General features: G+C 72.0%; 16 protein-coding genes. All 16 read right to left on the bottom strand.

Annotation, left to right across the window (positions count from 1 at the left end; genetic code table 11):
* Positions 1-8: 8 nt before the first annotated feature.
* Positions 9-1,172: an XdhC family protein gene (locus tag ACGFQ9_RS31690; protein WP_393578602.1), complete on the bottom strand. Its 1,164-nt coding sequence runs from the start codon at positions 1,170-1,172 to the stop codon at positions 9-11.
* A gap of 22 nt (positions 1,173-1,194) precedes the next feature.
* Complete coding sequence (locus tag ACGFQ9_RS31685; RefSeq protein WP_393578601.1) at positions 1,195-2,502, bottom strand: IS701 family transposase; 1,308 nt, start codon at positions 2,500-2,502, stop codon at positions 1,195-1,197.
* Between the two features lie 74 nt (positions 2,503-2,576).
* Positions 2,577-3,221: a TMEM175 family protein gene (locus ACGFQ9_RS31680; protein WP_393578600.1), complete on the bottom strand. Its 645-nt coding sequence runs from the start codon at positions 3,219-3,221 to the stop codon at positions 2,577-2,579.
* 84 nt (positions 3,222-3,305) lie between these two features.
* The gene (locus ACGFQ9_RS31675; protein ID WP_393578598.1) at positions 3,306-3,644 is read right to left on the bottom strand and encodes a nuclear transport factor 2 family protein; all 339 of its coding nucleotides are present in this window, start codon (positions 3,642-3,644) and stop codon (positions 3,306-3,308) included.
* Between the two features lie 100 nt (positions 3,645-3,744).
* A complete protein-coding gene (locus ACGFQ9_RS31670) occupies positions 3,745-5,190 on the bottom strand; it encodes an ATP-binding protein (RefSeq protein ID WP_393578597.1) in 1,446 nt (481 codons plus the stop codon).
* Positions 5,187-6,425: an MFS transporter gene (locus ACGFQ9_RS31665; RefSeq protein ID WP_393578596.1), complete on the bottom strand. Its 1,239-nt coding sequence runs from the start codon at positions 6,423-6,425 to the stop codon at positions 5,187-5,189. The genes ACGFQ9_RS31670 and ACGFQ9_RS31665 overlap by 4 nt, the downstream gene beginning before the upstream one ends.
* Before the next feature lie 95 nt (positions 6,426-6,520).
* Positions 6,521-7,348 (bottom strand): FAD binding domain-containing protein, encoded by an 828-nt coding sequence (locus ACGFQ9_RS31660; RefSeq protein ID WP_393578595.1) that lies wholly within the window; start codon positions 7,346-7,348, stop codon positions 6,521-6,523.
* Entirely contained in the window at positions 7,345-9,747 is a 2,403-nt protein-coding gene (locus ACGFQ9_RS31655) for a xanthine dehydrogenase family protein molybdopterin-binding subunit (protein WP_393578594.1), read from the bottom strand. Before ACGFQ9_RS31655 ends, ACGFQ9_RS31660 begins: the two co-directional genes overlap by 4 nt.
* A 3-nt stretch (positions 9,748-9,750) precedes the next feature.
* Positions 9,751-10,248, bottom strand: a complete 498-nt coding sequence (locus ACGFQ9_RS31650) for a (2Fe-2S)-binding protein (protein ID WP_393578592.1) — start codon at positions 10,246-10,248, stop codon at positions 9,751-9,753.
* Positions 10,233-10,847 (bottom strand): NADPH-dependent F420 reductase, encoded by a 615-nt coding sequence (locus ACGFQ9_RS31645; RefSeq protein ID WP_393578591.1) that lies wholly within the window; start codon positions 10,845-10,847, stop codon positions 10,233-10,235. Before ACGFQ9_RS31645 ends, ACGFQ9_RS31650 begins: the two co-directional genes overlap by 16 nt.
* A 24-nt stretch (positions 10,848-10,871) precedes the next feature.
* Positions 10,872-12,356, bottom strand: coding sequence for an aldehyde dehydrogenase family protein (locus ACGFQ9_RS31640; protein WP_393578589.1), 1,485 nt, complete (start codon positions 12,354-12,356; stop codon positions 10,872-10,874).
* Between the two features lie 50 nt (positions 12,357-12,406).
* Positions 12,407-13,147, bottom strand: coding sequence for a type 1 glutamine amidotransferase domain-containing protein (locus ACGFQ9_RS31635; RefSeq protein ID WP_393578587.1), 741 nt, complete (start codon positions 13,145-13,147; stop codon positions 12,407-12,409).
* Between the two features lie 74 nt (positions 13,148-13,221).
* The gene (locus ACGFQ9_RS31630) at positions 13,222-13,980 is read right to left on the bottom strand and encodes an AAA family ATPase (RefSeq protein ID WP_393578586.1); all 759 of its coding nucleotides are present in this window, start codon (positions 13,978-13,980) and stop codon (positions 13,222-13,224) included.
* Positions 13,980-15,245, bottom strand: a complete 1,266-nt coding sequence (locus ACGFQ9_RS31625; RefSeq protein ID WP_393578584.1) for a PP2C family protein-serine/threonine phosphatase — start codon at positions 15,243-15,245, stop codon at positions 13,980-13,982. Before ACGFQ9_RS31625 ends, ACGFQ9_RS31630 begins: the two co-directional genes overlap by 1 nt.
* Positions 15,227-15,712, bottom strand: a complete 486-nt coding sequence (locus ACGFQ9_RS31620) for an ATP-binding protein (protein WP_393578583.1) — start codon at positions 15,710-15,712, stop codon at positions 15,227-15,229. Before ACGFQ9_RS31620 ends, ACGFQ9_RS31625 begins: the two co-directional genes overlap by 19 nt.
* Positions 15,705-16,016: an STAS domain-containing protein gene (locus ACGFQ9_RS31615; protein WP_393578581.1), complete on the bottom strand. Its 312-nt coding sequence runs from the start codon at positions 16,014-16,016 to the stop codon at positions 15,705-15,707. The genes ACGFQ9_RS31620 and ACGFQ9_RS31615 overlap by 8 nt, the downstream gene beginning before the upstream one ends.

Raw genomic sequence — 16,016 nt, 5'->3', positions numbered from 1 at the left:
GCCGGGGCCTAGGGGACCAGGGGCGCGGCGGGCAGGGCCGACGGGAACCTGTCCCGGTGGATCGGCTCCCGGCCGCCGGTCAGCGGGGCCGCCGTTGCCGCGTGCCGGACGGCGGTGAACTCCGCGGCGATGGACAGGGCGGTCTCCTCGGGGGTGCCGGCCCCCAGGTCCAGGCCGATGGGTGAGCGCAGCCTGGCCAGGTCGGCCGCGGCCACCCCTTCGGCGGCCAGCCGGGCGGTGCGTTCGGCGTGGGTGCGCCGGGAGCCCATGGCGCCGACGTAGCCGAGCGGCAGCCGCAGCGCCCCGGCCAGGAGGGGTACGTCGAACTTGGCGTCGTGGGTGAGGACGCAGACGGCGGTACGGGCGTCCAGCCGGCCGGCGTCCCATTCGGCGGCCAGGTGGCGGTGCGGCCAGTCCACGACCACTTCGTCGGCGTGCGGGAAGCGGTCCCGGGTGGCGAACACCGGCCTGGCGTCGCAGACGGTGACGCGGTGCCCGAGGAAGGTCCCGATCCGGGCCAGCGCCGCGGCGAAGTCGATGGCCCCGTAGACGAGCAGGCGGGGCGGTTCGGCGGCCGATTCCACCAGGAGGGTGAGCGGGCGGCCGCACAGACCGCCCTCGGTGCCCAGCTCGGTGGTGCCGGTACGGCCGGCCAGCAGCAGGTCCCGGACCCGGTGGGCGGCGGCCCGGTCCAGGCCCGGCCCGCCGCCGAGGCCGCCCTCGTAGGAGCCGTCGGGCCGGACGGCCAGGGCCCGGCCGAACTGTTCGGGAGGCCCGGAGACCACCCGGGCCAGCGCCGCCCGGCCGCCGCCGGCGGTGGCCCGCAGCACCGAGCCGATCACGGGCCGCACCGGGTCCAGGCTGCGGACCGGGGTGACCAGCACGTCGAGGACCCCGCCGCAGGTCAGCCCGACCGCGAAGGCGTCGTCGTCGCTGTAGCCGAAGCGGTGTACCCCGCCCTCGCCGGAGGCGATGGCTTCCAGGCACAGCTCGTGCACGGCCGATTCCACGCAGCCCCCGGAGATGCTGCCGAGGGCGGTGCCGCGGTCGTCGACGGCGAGGGTGGCTCCGGGTCCGCGCGGTGCGCTGCCGCTCACGGAAACCACGGTGGCGAGCGCGAACTGGCGTTCGGCCGCGCACCAGGCATGCAGTTCCTCTGCTATGTCCAGCATGGGTGTGTCCGGCTCCGGCGGGTCAGCGGATGTACTCGCGGCGGACCTGGCCGGGGATGAGCGGCCGGGGCGGCGGTACCGGGCGGGTGCTTCCGGGGTACGGCGCCCGCGCGCCGCCGGCCGGGCCGACGGTCCCGGTCGCGGGGCCCGGCGGCCGGTGCGGCCTGCCGTGGCTGCGGGCGCCGAGCAGCATGGCGGCGTGGGCGACGCTGGCGAGGGTGACGTGGTGGTGCCAGCCGCGGAAGGAACGGCCCTCGAAGTCGCGGATGCCCACCGGTTCGCAGACCTCCGCGAAGTCGAGGGCCACCCGGTCGGTGAGTTTGGCGAGCAGGAACAGCTGGGCCAGCGGACGGTCGCCGATGTTGGTGATCCAGAACTCGGTGGGCATCAGCCCGGCCTCGGTCCAGGCGCCGACCAGGAGCAGCGGTACCGGCGGGCCGGGGGCGGGCCGGTCCTCGGCGGTGGCGGTCAGGATGCCGGCGGAGGTGAGCAGGGTGACCGCGCCCTCGGTCCGGCCGTGCCGGGTCCATTCGACGACCCGGCGCTGGGAGCGGAGGGAGTCGATGAGTTCCCGGGCGGGGGCGGTGTGGGGGCCGGGCTTGTGGCGTCCGGCGCCGCCGAAGGAGACCGGCACCGAGCCGTCCACCTTGAGTACGAAGGGGATGTCCTGCTGGCCGAGGGCCTCCACGCAGTACGGGAGTTCGGCGTTGCCGACCTCCATCACCACGGGCCTGCGCTGGAGTTGCCAGCTCGCGGCCATCCGCAGGACGGCCTGTACGGCGTCCTGCGCGGGGCTGAGGGAGCGCGCGGTGTCGGGTATGCCGGCGCGGCGGCGGCGCAGCAGTTCGCTGGTCCAGGGCCCGGGGAGGGTGAGGGTCCATTCGACCGGGAAGCTGGCCTCGCTGGAGGCCAGCCAGATGCCGCCGGCCTGCTGGCAGTTGGCGGTGCGGCCGAGCTGGGGCACGAACTGGCGGCCTACGCCGACGGAGCGGTCCCCGGCCTTCTCTATGACCATGGGCTGCACCACCCAGGCCAGCGGGCGCTGGGCGGTGCGTTCGAGGTGCCGCGCCAGGGACCGGCGTACCGGGGTCCAGTCCCACGGGGATTTGCTGATGAACTGCTGGAGGCTCTGTTCCACCGAACTGGCCCCGGTGCCGGCGATGTTCCGGATGGTCTTCTTGCCGGTGGTGTGCACGAGGCCGTTCAGATAAACGCGGGCCCAGTTTCGCTGGTCCCGCCGGGGTAAGGATTCGAAGAACAGAGATATCAGGACGTCGATCAATTCGGAGATTTCCTTTGCGGATTCCTCCGGCAGGACTGCGCGCGCCATCTGCTGCCTCCCCCGCGACCAGCTAGATCCAATACCCTACTTGACCGGCAAGAACGGCCCGTAGGCCCCGGCGGCTACTTCCTGAGGTCGCTGGCAGATTCGAGCCGCTCCTCCTCTACCACGAGGGGGATCGGGATCTGGTTCGCCGCATAGTAGATGGCGATCAGGAAGTGTGCGGCGAGTGCGACGGGAGCGGAGAAGAAGGACAGCAGGACGGTCACGGGGTAGGCGATGGCCCCGAGGCCGAAGCGCATTCGCGTGGCGCGCGCGCCGTCCTTGTCCACGTGGTCGTGGAAGAGGTGTCCGACCTTGGTCACGTACCACCAGAAGGCGATGAAGGCCAGGGCGTAGACGACCGTCCAGGAGCTGTAGAGGATCGCGGCGATGCGGGCCGCGTCGTCGTCCTTGAGGTGTTCGGCGAGGACCGAGGTGGTCCACGGGATCACCGAAACCACCATCAGGACGAGGAGGTTGAGGAACAGCAGGGGGCGGTCGACCCTCCGCAGGTGCCCGAAGATGGTGTGGTGGTTCACCCACATCACACCGACGATGAGGAAACTCACGACGTACGCCGCGTAATGCGGCCATTGTTCCCATAATCCGTGCCAGAGGCCGGAACCGTGTTCCTCGGGAACCTTGATCTCCAGGACGAGAATCGTGATGACAATCGCGAATACGCCGTCACTGAATGCCTCGACGCGGCCGGTTTCCTTGTCCATGGCCTCCCCTTTGCCGTGAGTTTGGATGCCAGCGGGGAGGGCGCTGCGCCACCCTCCCCGCGTACGCTACCCGGATATGCCCGGTCAGCTGCCGAATCCGGCGGTCTGGCGCCAGATCCGGCCATCGCGGACGACCAGTGTCCCGAACGCGTGCTCAGGCTCTCCGTTGAGGTTCATGATCGCCCGGTAGAAGATCGTGTCCTCGGTCTCGATGTACTCCTGGAGTTCGACCAGGGTGGGCTTCAGAGTGAGATAGCCGGTGAAGGTCTCACGTACGGCGTCGATTCCCACCGATACGCCTTCGAATCGCAGGAGTACGGCGTCGTCGGTGTAGTTCTTCATCACCGCGTCGATGTCGAGCGCGGCGAGGGCGTCCATCTGACGGACGAACACCGGGTGCAGTTCGGAGATGTCGTAGGCCATGGGGCGACTCCGTTTCTCGGGTGGACCGGCGGGAGGCCGGCCGTTCGGGCGATCGTTCGGACGGTCGTTCAGGCGGCCGTTCGTCCGGCCGTTCGGACCGTCAGCCGACGGGCAGGCGGACGGTCATGCGCGTCTCCCCCGGCCGGGAGCGCGCCGTGAGGGACCCGCGGTGGCGCTGGGTGACGATCCGGTAGCTCAGGTGCAGCCCCAGGCCGGTGCCCTTCCCCACGTCCTTGGTGGTGTAGAAGGGCTCGAAGATGCGGGGCAGGGAGTCTTCGGGGATGCCGCGGCCGGTGTCGGTGATCTCGACGACCATGCAGTCGCCCTCCGCACGGACACGCAGCGTGAGCACGCCGGCGCCCTCCATCGCCTCCGCGGCGTTGTCGACCAGGTTGGTCCACACCTGGTTCAGCTCGCTCGGATATCCGGTCATCTCCGGAAGGTCCGGCTCGTAGGCGCGCACGACGCTGATCCCCGCGAGCTTGGAACGGAGCACCACCAGGGTGTTCTCCAGCCCGTCGGTGACCGCGAAGCGCTGCTCGGGAGCCCGGTCGAGATTGGCGTAATCCCGGGTGGCCGCGACCAGCTGGGAGATCCGCGGTCCGGCCGCGCACAGCTCCGCGGCGAGCGCCCGGGTCTCCAGCAGGGCGGCCAGGTGGTCCAGGGCGGCGGGCAGCGCGGTTCCGCCCACCCCCTCCAGCCGGGACCGCAGCCAGTCGAGCTCCAGGCCCAGGTCCGCCACCCCGGCGCCGAGCAGTCCGGGCCGCTCCGCGCCCGCGTCCTCGGCCCAGTCGGTGATGTCCTCCTCGGCGTCGGCCTGGGCGAGCGGATCGGTGGCGGCGGGCGGCGGGACCTTGTCCAGCTCCTCGGCGAGCCGGTCGAGGACACCGCGTTCGCCGCCGGCCGCCGCCGCACCCCAGGCGTACGCGGTACGGGTGAGCCGTTCCAAGGCGGGCCCGAGCTCCTGGGCGGCGCGGGCCACCGCCGCCGCCGGGTTGTTGAGCTCGTGGGCGAGTCCGGCGGCGAGCGTGCCCAGGGCCTCCACGGTGGCCCGTTTCCGGGCCTGCACCTCGGAGGACTTGATGCGCCAGGCCAGGACGGGGATCAGCACGGCGGCCACTCCGTGGCACCGGGTCAGCATCTCGAAGAAGACCGGCTTCGAGTACGCCACCACCGTGGTCGCCGGCCCGCTGGCGGCGGCCGTGGCGACGTAGTGGCCGTCGGTCAGCAGCGGCAGTTCACCGGTGAACCGGTGCGCGGCGGTGGGTTTCCCGTCGTGCTCCTCGGCGGCCCCGCCCTCGGTGGAGTGCCGGGTGAGCACCTCCTCCCGGCCGTCCACCACCTTGGTGACCAGCAGCCCGCCGGAGAGCAGCACGTGGAAGGCGTCGGCCTCGTCGCCGTCGCGGAAGAGCACGTCGCCGTCGGCCAGCACCCGCGGATCGGACACCGAGACCAGCCAGTCCAGCTGGTCCCCGGTGAGCCCGGCGAAGATCTCCAGCCCGTGCAGGGCGCTCCGCAGGTCCTCCGGTGCCGTTCCGCCGCTCATGCCGTGCTCCCCTCTGCCCGGGTACGGGCGGCCAGCCGGAGTGTCGCCAGCAGCGCGACCGCGCACACGGCGGCCACGGCCGCCATGAAGCCGACGGAGGTGCGCTGCAGTCCGTGGACGTTGGTGAGCAGCCCGGCCAGCACCGCCGGGACGCTCATCGCCAGGTAGGCGAAGACGTAGACGGCCGCGGTGAGTTCGCCCCGGTGCTCGGGTTCGGCGAGCGCGCTCAGGGCCCGGAAGGAGCCCAGGAAGGCGGCTCCCCAGCCGCTGCCCAGCACGGCGGTGGCGATCAGGAACACCGGGGCCGAGCCGAGTCCGAGGGCGAGGAGCACCAGCGCCAGGCCGGCCAGCAGGCCGGTCAGCCCGAGCACGGCGGTGCGCAGTGCCGGGGTGCCGCCGAGCAGCAGCTGGGCGGCGGTGGCCGCGCCGGCCAGCAGGGCCACGGTGGCCCCGCCGACCAGGTAGTTGGTGCTCTCCAGCAGGGAGAGCACCAGGTGCGGGCCGAGCGAGAGGTAGAAGCCGCCGACCGACCAGACCGCGACGATGGTCAGGACGAGGACGGCGAACCGGCGCCGGGCCCGGGCGGGCACCCGGATGCGGTGGGGTGTGATGCGGAGTCGCCCGCCGGTCCGGTGCACCGCTCCGGGTGCGCTCTCCGGCATCCGGGCCACCCCGGCCAGGCACAGCGCGAAGGCGCCGATCAGCAGCAGGTAGCTGAGGGCGGTCGGGGCGGGCCCGTACTGGACGAGCAGTCCGGCGCCGATGCCGCCCAGGCCGATGCCCACGGTGGGTCCGGCGCTGTTGACCTGGGCGCCGAGCGCGGGCCTGGACCGGGGGGCCAGTTCCAGCAGGGCGGCGCCCATCGCGCCGGTGGCCAGGCCCACGGCGAGGCCCTGCACGGCCCGGGCGGCGAGCAGCCAGCCCAGTCCCTGGGCCGCGGCGAACAGGCCCATGGATCCGATGGCCAGGACCAGGCCGGCGGCCAGGACGGGCCGCCGGCCGAGGGTGTCGGAGAGCGAGCCGAAGAGCAGCAGTCCGGCCAGCACGGTCACCGCGTAGAGGGCGAAGACCACGGTGATCATGCCGGAGGAGAGGTCCCACCGTTCCTGGTAGAGCACGTAGAGGGCGGAGGGTACGGAGGAGGACAGCATCAGCAGGACGAGCACCGCGCCGACGACCCGGAAGCCCGGGCGTCTGGGTTCGGCGCCGGTCGCACCCGGAGCGGACGGTTGCACGGTAACCCCTGTGGTCGGCGTGCTCGTTGTCGGTTTCGCGGTGTTGCCTGCCACGTGCTGTCACTCCCCCGTGGACCCGCGGTCGGTGCGGGCGGTCAGGACGGGGCGGCCTGGGCCCGCGCGAGCGCGCGGGCGGTCAGGACGCCGGCGAGATGGCCGAGGTATTCGGCCGAGGTGCCGCGCCCGGGCACGAACAGCTCCCGGGGTTCGGCGCGGAAGGCCGCGAGGACGGCCTCGGTGGTGTACGCGGTGCCGGCCAGCCGGGACTCGACCTCCGGCAGCCGCTGCGGGCGCGCGGTGGCGCCCGTGACGGCGATGCGGGGGCCGCCGGGGGTGATCCGGACCGCCACCGCGCACAGCGGGTAGCGGGTGGCGCGGTCGGCGGTCTTCTCGAAGGCGGCGGCCGGGCCGGGGGCGGGCACCAGCAGGGCGGTGACCACGGTGGCCGGCGGCGGCCCGGAGGCGGCGAAATCCTCGGCGGTGACGGTTCTGCGGCCGCCGGGACCGGCGAGTTCCACCCGGGCGTCGGCGGCGAGGGCGGCGACCGGCAGGTCGGTGGGGCGTCCGGCGGCCGAGAGGTTGCCTCCGGCCGTGCCCATGTTGCGTACCTGCGGGTCGCCGTTGGCACGGGCCGCGGCCGCCAGTTCGGGTGCTCCGGCCAGGACCAGCGGATGCGCGGCGAGTTCGGCCAGGGTGGTGGCGGCGCCGATCCGCAGGGCCCCGTCCGGGGTCCTGCCGATGCCGCGCAGCTCCTCCAGCCGGCGTACGTCGACCAGCATGCGGGCGGTGGTGGTGCCGTTGCCCAGGTCGGGCAGCAGGCTCTGGCCGCCGGCCAGCACCCGGGCACCGGGGTGGCCGCCGAGCAGGACGAGCGCCTCGTCCAGTCCCGCGGGCCGGACGTAGTCGAAGTCGGCGAGGATCACCGGTCTCCACCTCCCTGGCCCTGAAGGGCCCGCCATACCTTTTCCGGGGTGACCGGCATGTCGATGTGGGTGACGCCCAGGTCGGACAGGGCGTCGACCACCGCGTTGACCACGGCGGCGGCGGGCGGCACGGTGGCGATCTCGCCGGCGCCCTTGGCGCCGAGCGGGTTGTGCGGGCTCGGCGTGACCGTCTTGTCCAGGGTGAAGAAGGGCGCGTCGGCGGCCCTGGGCAGGGCGTACCGGGTGAGGTCGGAGGTGAGCAGCCGGCCGTCCGCGTCGTATTCGGCGGCCTCCATCAGGGCCTGGCCCAGCCCGTGCAGGATGGAGCCCTCGATCTGCCCGTGGACGATCTTCGGGTTGCCGATGTTCCCCGCGTCGTCGACGGCCGTGTAGGCGACCACCTCGGTCTCGCCGGTGAGTTCGTCGACCTCGACGACCGCGACATGGCTGCCGAAGGGGTAGTTGAAGTCCGGCGGGTCGAAGTGCGTGGTCTCGTCGAGGGCCGGCTCGATCTCCGGCGGGAGGCCCCAGCCGTACCACATGGACATGGCGAGTTCGGCGAAGGTCTTGGTGTTCTCCGGGTTGCCGTCCTCGTAGACCTTGCCGCCCTCGTAGACCACCTTCTCCTCGGGGATGCCCAGGAACACGGCACCGGCCTTCACCAGCTTGCTCTTGATCTTCCGGGCGGTGAGGGCGACGGCCGGGGCGGCCATGCTGTAGGAACGGCTGCCGTAGGTGCCCTGGCCGTAGGGGGCCTTGAGGGTGTCGCCCTGGTACACGTTGACGGTGGCCGGGTCGATGCCCAGCTCGGCGGCCGCCACCTGCGCGAACACGGTGCCGTGGCTCTGGCCGGTGGAGGCCGAGCCGACCATGACGGTGACCTCTCCGGTGGGGTGGACCCGGATGTTGGCGCTCTCCCAGGTACCGCCGAGCATGCCCTCCTGGGACATCCGGGTGGACGGGCCCACGCCGCAGATCGCGACGTAGGTGGCCAGGCCGACGCCGAGCCGCTTGCCGCGGGCGCGCGCCTCGGCCTTGCGGGCCGGCATGTCGGCGTATCCGGCGAGTTCCAGGGCCTTGTCGAAGTTCTCCCGGTAGTTGCCCGAGTCGTAGGTCCAGCCGAGCCCGTTGTCGTACGGGAACTTCTCGGCCGGCACCAGGTTCCTGCGGCGGACCTCCGCCGGGTCCATGCCGATCTCGGCCGCGTACCGGTCGACCAGGCGTTCCATCAGGAAGGCGGCCTCGGCCCGGCCGCTGCCGCGCTGGGCGCCGAGCGGCACGGTGTTGGTGAAGGCCGCGTACACCTCGCAGAAGGCCGCGTCGAAGTCGTACATGCCGCTGATGGAGCGGCCCATCAGGGCGGTGGCGACACCGGGGCCGATGGTGGACGGGTACGCGCCGAGGTTGGCGTAGCTGGTGCAGCGCACGGCGGTCATCCGGCCGTCGCGGGTGCCGGCGAGGGTGACGTGCTGGCGGTGGTCGCGGCCCTGCACGGTGGAGTTCATCAGGCCGGTGCGGGTGTCCACCCACTTCACCGGGCGGCCCAGCGCCTTGGACAGCAGCAGGACCAGCGCCATGTCGGGGTAGAGGTAGCCCTTGGTGCCGAAGCTGCCGCCGACGGTCGGGGCGATCACCCGGAGCTTGTTGAAGGGGATGCCGAGGACCAGGGCGGAGAGCAGGAAGCGGTGGTTGTGCGGGCCCTGGGTGGAGGCGTAGAGCGTGTACTCGCCGGTCACCGGGTTGTAGTCGCCGACGGCGCCGCGCGGCTCGATGGGGCTGTTGATGGTCCGCTGGTTGACCAGGTCCAGCTCCACCGTGACTTCCGCCCCGGCGATGGCGGCGTCGGTGGCCTCCTTGTCGCCGCAGGTCCAGTAGGCGTTGAGGTTGCCGGGCACGGCCTCGTGGAGCTGCGGGGCGCCCTCGGCGAGCGCGTGGTCGGCGCGGGTGACCACGGGCAGCGGCTCGTAGTCCACGGAGATGGCGGCGAGCGCGGCGGCTGCCTGCTTCGGGGTCTCGGCGACGACCACGGCGATCGCGTCGCCGACGTGCCGGACGGTGTCGCCGGTCAGGACCGGTCGGGCGCCGGGGAGTCCGTACGGGTGCGGCGGGAAATGGCTCTCCACGCCGCCGGGGATCCAGATGCAGGGCAGCGGCATGACGTCCGCGAAGTCGGCGGCGGTGGCCACCTTCAGCACGCCGGGCATCTGCTCGGCGGCCTTGGTCTGGATGGAGAGGATCCTGGCGTGGGCGACGGTGCTGCCCAGGATGGCCATGTGGGCCGTGCCGGGCAGGTTGATGTCCGCGACGTACGTGGCCTCGCCTCGCAGCAGCTGCGGGTCCTCACGGCTGTCCAGCGGTGCGCCGAGTACGCCGGCGCTCTCCCCCGTCGGTGCGGTCATGGCTCATGCCTCCTGTCTCGGGGCGGTCCGCGCGGCGCAGGCGCGCTGCACCCCGCGCACGACGCTGTGGTAGCCGGTGCAGCGGCACAGGTTGCCGGTGAGCCACTCGCGGATCTCGGGTTCGGTGGGGTCCTCGGTCTCCGGGCCCGCGGTCCGGTCGACGAGTTCGCCGAGCGCCATCACCATGCCGGGGGTGCAGAACCCGCACTGGGTGCCGTGTTCCTGGCGCAGGGCCTCCTGCAGACCGTTGAGTTCACCGCCCCGCTCGGTGACGCCCTCGATGGTGGTGATCTCGGATCCGGCCGCGGCGGCGGTGAGGATCAGGCAGCTCTTGACGGACGCCCCGTCCAGCCGGACCACGCAGGTGCCGCACTGTCCGGTGTCGCAGCCGACCTTGGTGCCGGTGAGCCCGAGCCCCTCACGCAGCCGTTCGACGAGTAACTCGTTGGCTTCGGCGGCGAATTCGCGGGTCAGTCCGTTGACGTTCAGCGAGATGTCCATGCGGTTGCCTGCGCTTCCGTGAGCGGCCGGTTGAAGAGCGGCCCGCCGGGCTGCTGGAGAATTCCACCGGAGTGCAGCGGGCCGGTGTCGACTGCGGCGAATCCGAGATCGGTGATAATTCCGGCGACGGTTTTCTTCGCTTCCGCGTCGTCGCCCGCCGTGTAGTGGGCGAGCCGTTCGCCGGATTCCCGCCCGGCGACGGCAAGTGTTTCAAAATGCATGGTGTTGAGCGATTTCACCAGCCGCGCACCGGGATACCAGTCGGCGACGAATTCGCTGGAGCCGCGCCCGCCGAGATCGCGGGGTTCGCCCTGGCCGCCGAACGCGTTCGTCGCGTCCACGAGCACCTTGCCTTCGACCGCGTCCGGCGGGAGCAGCCCCCGGACGCTGTCGAAGGGCACCATCAGCACCAGGAGGTCGGCCCGGCCGGCGGCCTCGGCGGGGGTCGCGGCGCGCGCCGCGGGACCCAGTTCGGCCAGCAGCGGGCCGATCGTGTGCGGTCCGCTCGCGTTGGCGAGGACCACCCGGTGGCCGGCGGCGACCAGGATGCGGGCCAGGACGGACCCGATCCGCCCGGTGCCGATGATGCCCGTGCTCATGCTCTCTCCTCAGTCGGGGCCGATTCAGTCCAGGCCGATCCAGACCGACTTGGTCTGGGTGTAGCTCTCCAGGGACTCGGGACCGCACTCGCGGCCGAAGCCGGACGCCTTGTAACCGCCGTAGGGCACCGAGGGGTCGTACTGGTTGTAGCAATTGACCCAGACCGTGCCGGCCTTGATCTGCGCCGCCACCCGGTGGGCCCGCCGCAGGTCCTTGGTGTGCACGCCGGCGGCGAGGCCGTACGCGCTGTCGTTGGCGATGCGTACGGCGTCCTCCTCCGTGTCGAACGGGATGATGGACAGGACCGGCCCGAAGATCTCCTCCTGGGCGATCCGCATGCCGTTGTCCACGCCCGTGAAGATCGTCGGCAGGAAGTACAGGCCCTCCGCGGAGGCGCCTTCGGGGGTCCAGCCCTCGCCGCCGACCCGGAGGTTCGCGCCCTCCTTCTGGCCGATCTCGATGTACGAGCTGACCTTCTCGAACTGGCCGCGGTGGGCCAGCGGCCCGAACAGGGTGGCCGGGTCGCGCGGGTCGCCGGGCTTGAGCGCGGCGGCCCGCCGGACCAGCCGTTCGACCAGTTCGTCGTGGATCGGGCGCTGCAGCAGCAGGCGGGAGCCGGCGGTGCAGATCTCGCCCTTGTTGTAGTAGATGCCGAAGAAGGCCAGTTCCTCGGCGGCGTCCAGGTCGGCGTCGGCGAAGACGATGTTGGCGGACTTGCCGCCGAGTTCCATCGTGACCTTCTTCAGGGTGCCGGCGGCCTTGCGGATGATGGACTGGCCGACGGCGGTGGAGCCGGTGAAGGCGATCTTGTCGATGCCGGGGTGGTCGGTGAGGGTCTCCCCCAGTTCCACGCCGGGACCGGTGACCACGTTCAGCACCCCGTCGGGGATCTCCGCCTCCTGGAACAGCTCGGCGATCTTGAGGGCGGTGAGCGGGGTGGCCGGCGAGGGCTTGTGCACGACCGTGTTGCCCGCGGCCAGGGCCGGGGCGATCTTCGTCATGGACAGCAGCAGCGGGAAGTTGAACGGGGTGATCGCGCAGACCACGCCGAGCGGTTCCCGCAGGGTGTACGCGAGCTGGCCGCCGGCCGGTGCCCGGGAGGAACCGTCGACCCGGGTCACCGCGCCGGCGTAGTAGTGCATGAGCTGGGCGGCCATCGGGGCGTCGACCGTGCTGGAGAACGCGAACGGCTTGCCCATGTCCATGGTCTCCAGCAGGGCGATCTCCTCGAGGTCCCGCTCGATGAGCTCCCCGACCCGGTTCAGCCGCAGCGCGCGCTCCTGGGCGGACAGTCTGCTCCAGGGGCCCGACTCGTACGCTTCCCTGGCCGCCGCCACGGCCGCGTCGGCGTCGGCGGATCCCGCCTGGGCCACCGGCACGATCTCCTGCCCGTCGACCGGGCTGATGTCGGGCTCGGTGCCGCCGCCTCTGGCCTCGACCCACTTGCCGCCGATGAACAGCTTGCCGGGATTGGCCAGGGGCTGGTCGCTGAGCACGCGCTTGGTCATGGCTGCCTTCCTCATTCTGCGGGCACGGTTCGCCCGGTCGGGGGTGCGGGCTAGCCCGCGGCGAGCTGCGTTAAGAAGGTCTCGGCGAGGGCCTTGGAGGAGTACGGGTTCTGGCCGGTGGTCAGCTTGCGGTCCACCACCACGTGCGAGTCCCAGATGGCTTCGGCCTTCTCGTAGCGGGCGCCGAGCCGGGTGAGCTCCACCTCGAGGATGAACGGGAGCCGGCCGGCCATGTTGGTGACCAGCTCCTCGCTGTGCGAGAAGGCGGTCATCCGGTAGCCCTCGAAGGGCCAGCAGCCCTCGCCGTCGCGGAGCGCGAGCAGGGAGGTGTGGCCGTGGCAGACGGTGGCCAGCGGCTTGTCCTGCGCGATGGCCCAGCGCAGCAGCTGGGCGAGCTCGTCCGACTTGGGCAGGTCGCCGATGGCGCCGTGTCCGCCGCTGATGTAGATGCCGTCGTAGCCGGCGATGTCCTTCTCGCCGAGGGACTCCAGGGCGATGGGGTTCTCCAGCTGCGGGGTGGACCCGATGACGCGGACGTACTCGGCCGCGTTGGCGGCGTCGTTGTCCTCGGAGCCCTGGGGGCGGACCCACTTGAGGAAGTCAGGGTCGATGCTGGTCTGGTCGACCGTGGGAGCCTGGCCCCCGATCGTCGCCACGTCGACGGAGTGCCCGGCGGCGCGGAAGATCGAGACGGGGACGACGAATTCCTCGGCCCAGAATCCCGAGGGATGCAGCTCCCCGTCCAGCAGATGGAGCGTGGCCTTTGCCGTCATGACGACGAGAATCTTCATGACCGTGATCTCCTTGTTCTGGATTCGCTGCCGATTCAACACGCCCTGTGTCAAAGGGCGTAAGGGGGATGACGTCAGGCACGCGATACTTCGTCACGTGCGTCCAGTGCGATGCCGAGCGCCGAGATGATGGTGCGGAATTCGGCGACCAGGGGATGGTCGGGATGGGCGTCGGCGAATATGCGTTCTCCGTACAGCGCGGCCATTTCCGGCACATAGGGAAGGATTCCGGCCAGGGGTGCGCCGTAGACCTCCTCCACGCGACGGGCGGCCAGTTCCCGGTCCATGCCGTCCGGGGCCATGCTCATCACCAGGGCCCGGCGGCAGGCCAGCCGTCCGGCCAGGGCGAGGGTCTCCTCGACCCCGGACAGGTCGATCCGGTCCGCCCGGGCCAGCAGCACCAGGACGTCGGCACTGGCCATGGCGGTCACCGACTCGTTGTTCAGGCCGGCGTGCGTGTCGAGCAGCAGCACGTCCAGGCCGTAGGTGTCGGCGAACCGGTCGAAGCCCTCGGGCAGCAGCCCCACGTCGTACCCGGTGGCCATGATCTCCCGCAGCGCGGTGGTGCCGTTGCGGGCGGGTACGACGAACAGCCCGGACCGGGCCACCGGCACGGCGGCGGCCTCGATCTCGCACCGGCCGAGCAGGTAGTCGGTGAGCGAACCGCCGCCCGGCGGGAGCCGGAACAGCAGGTCCAGGGTGGGCGACTGGATGTCGGTGTCCACCACGCCGACCCTGCGTCCGCCGGTGGCCAGCAGCAGCGCCAGGTTGGCCAGGACCGTGGACTTCCCGGTTCCGCCGCGGTGGGAGTGCACCACGATGGTCCGGGTCATCACGCCGCCTCCGGGTAGCCTGCCCGGCTTCCGTGCGGCCCCCGCGCCGCACGTGGCCGGTGCAGGGCCAGCATGGTGACGTCGTCGTGCTGTTCGGCGCTGCCGGTGTGCTCGCGCACCGCCGAGTCCATCCGGTCCAGCACGGCCTTGCCGCTGAGCGGCCGGCCGTCGCGTTCCGCGCAGAGCAGGTCGAGCATCCGCTCGTCGCCGAGGAAGCGTCCGTCCGGGCAGCGGGCCTCCGGCACCCCGTCGGTGAACACGAACAGCGTGTCACCGGGGTCGAGCTGGGCGTAGCCGAGGGTGTAGACGCAGTCGGGCAGGACGCCGACCGCGGGCCCGGTGACGTCGAGGGCGACCGGTGGACCGCCGTCGGCGCCGATGAGCAGCGGCGGGTTGTGGCCGCCGTTGATGTAGACCAGGCTGCCGGTGAGCGGGTCCAGGACGCCGAAGAACAGCGTCGCGAAGTACCCCTGCCGCAGGTGGTTGCGGGTGAGGTAGCCGTTGGTGGCGGTGACCGCGTTGAGCAGCGGGGTGGCCCCGACGACGGGGATCCGGCCGCCGGAACGGCCGGCCGCCACCAGGTGCTGCAGTCCGCTGTTCTCGGCGGTGTGCCGCAGCAGGGAGCGGATCAGCGCCATGAAGAGCGCCGCGCCGACCCCCTTGTCGCAGACGTCGGCGACGACCAGGGCGAGCCGGCGGCGGTGCACCAGCTCGAAGACGTCGTAGAAGTCGCCGGCCACCTGGCGGGCCGGGCGGAAGCGGACGTCGATCTCCCAGCCGTCGGGGACGGGGAGTGCCTCCGGGAGGAAGCCTGCCTGGATCTCCCGGCCGATCTCCAGCTCCTTCTCGTAGCTCATCAGCTCGGCCCGGGCGTCGGCCTCGCGCAGGGTGCGGCCGAGTTCGGCGCGTTCGGTGCAGCTGTGCAGCCGTGCCCCGACCAGGGCGGGCAGGAAGGGCGGCACGAGGTAGTCGTGGCCCAGTCGTACGTGTTCCTCCAGGGCGGCGAAGTCGTCCACCGTCCAGACCACCACGATGGGTGCCGTGTAGCGGCGGCGGAGCCGGCGGACGGCCGTGCGCACCGACTCCCCGGGCGCCCGGGCCGGGGCGAGGAGCACGTCGGCGGCGGGCAGTCCCTCCCGCGGGCCGGAGAGCAGTTCCTGCAGGGTCGCTTCGACCAGGGCCGCGTCCATGGTGCGGAGCGCGGCCAGCAGGCTCTCCGGTGGCGGAGGGTGGTCGGCCAGGATGATCACGGTGGTGGAGGGCATGGGTCCGTCCCCTCGGCCTTCACGGTCAGTGTGCTGATGTTCCGGCCGTCGTGCCGGACGTAGCTGAACTCGTCGACGCTGGTGAGGGCGAGGTGGATGCCGAGGCCGCCGATCCGGCGCTGCTCCGGGGGCAGTTCCGTGGCCGGCGGGAGGCAGCCGGCCACCGGGTCGAACTCCGGGGCGCTGTCCTCGACGGTGATCCTCGCCCGTCCGGGACCGGAGCGGCCACGGACGGTGATCCGTCCGTCGCCGCCCCGGTACCCGTGCATGACGATGTTGGTGGCGAGCTCGTCCACGGCCAGCCGCAGCCGGTAGGCGGCCCGCCGGTCCAGGCCGGCCCGTCCCGCCACCGCCTGCACGAAGGAGGCGATGGCGGCGAGCGAACCGAAGCTGGCCGGTACCTGCAGTTCACCGGCGGCGGGCTGGGTCAGCGGGGACCCCTTGCGCGGTGGGTGGTGCTCACTCATCGGAGAGGACGATGCTGCGGTCCAGCCCCGCCGTGCGGATGGTGCGGGCGACCGGCTCGATCGCGCCGACCACCTTGATGGTCACGTCGCCGGGGACCTTCTGCTGGGCGAAGACCAGCGAGCGCAGTCCGGCGCTGGCCAGGTAGCCGACGCCGGCCATCCGGATCTCGACGGTGGTGGTGCCGTGCCCGGCGGCCTTCTCGATGGTCTGGTGGAAGTCCGGGGCGGTGCTCGCGTCCAGCTCGCCCGTCAGCTCGATGACGGTGGTGTCGCCCTCGATGCTCAGGGACACGGAAAGCGGCAT

It is taken from the genome of Streptomyces sp. NPDC048603 (assembly GCF_043199475.1).
Classification (GTDB): Bacteria; Actinomycetota; Actinomycetes; order Streptomycetales; family Streptomycetaceae; genus Streptomyces.
Note: the sequence above shows the minus strand (reverse complement) of the source record. Positions and strands in the feature narration are given on the sequence as shown.

What these genes read in the sequence shown, in the direction of transcription:
- ACGFQ9_RS31690 (WP_393578602.1), bottom strand. Translation starts at nt 1,172, where the DNA reads ATGCTGGACATAGCAGAGGAACTGCATGCCTGGTGCGCGGCCGAACGC.
- ACGFQ9_RS31685 (WP_393578601.1), bottom strand. Translation starts at nt 2,502, where the DNA reads ATGGCGCGCGCAGTCCTGCCGGAGGAATCCGCAAAGGAAATCTCCGAA.
- ACGFQ9_RS31680 (WP_393578600.1), bottom strand. Translation starts at nt 3,221, where the DNA reads ATGGACAAGGAAACCGGCCGCGTCGAGGCATTCAGTGACGGCGTATTC.
- ACGFQ9_RS31675 (WP_393578598.1), bottom strand. Translation starts at nt 3,644, where the DNA reads ATGGCCTACGACATCTCCGAACTGCACCCGGTGTTCGTCCGTCAGATG.
- ACGFQ9_RS31670 (WP_393578597.1), bottom strand. Translation starts at nt 5,190, where the DNA reads ATGAGCGGCGGAACGGCACCGGAGGACCTGCGGAGCGCCCTGCACGGG.
- ACGFQ9_RS31655 (WP_393578594.1), bottom strand. Translation starts at nt 9,747, where the DNA reads ATGACCGCACCGACGGGGGAGAGCGCCGGCGTACTCGGCGCACCGCTG.
- ACGFQ9_RS31650 (WP_393578592.1), bottom strand. Translation starts at nt 10,248, where the DNA reads ATGGACATCTCGCTGAACGTCAACGGACTGACCCGCGAATTCGCCGCC.
- ACGFQ9_RS31645 (WP_393578591.1), bottom strand. Translation starts at nt 10,847, where the DNA reads ATGAGCACGGGCATCATCGGCACCGGGCGGATCGGGTCCGTCCTGGCC.
- ACGFQ9_RS31640 (WP_393578589.1), bottom strand. Translation starts at nt 12,356, where the DNA reads ATGACCAAGCGCGTGCTCAGCGACCAGCCCCTGGCCAATCCCGGCAAG.
- ACGFQ9_RS31635 (WP_393578587.1), bottom strand. Translation starts at nt 13,147, where the DNA reads ATGAAGATTCTCGTCGTCATGACGGCAAAGGCCACGCTCCATCTGCTG.
- ACGFQ9_RS31630 (WP_393578586.1), bottom strand. Translation starts at nt 13,980, where the DNA reads ATGACCCGGACCATCGTGGTGCACTCCCACCGCGGCGGAACCGGGAAG.
- ACGFQ9_RS31625 (WP_393578584.1), bottom strand. Translation starts at nt 15,245, where the DNA reads ATGCCCTCCACCACCGTGATCATCCTGGCCGACCACCCTCCGCCACCG.
- ACGFQ9_RS31620 (WP_393578583.1), bottom strand. Translation starts at nt 15,712, where the DNA reads ATGAGTGAGCACCACCCACCGCGCAAGGGGTCCCCGCTGACCCAGCCC.
- ACGFQ9_RS31615 (WP_393578581.1), bottom strand. Translation starts at nt 16,016, where the DNA reads ATGCCGCTTTCCGTGTCCCTGAGCATCGAGGGCGACACCACCGTCATC.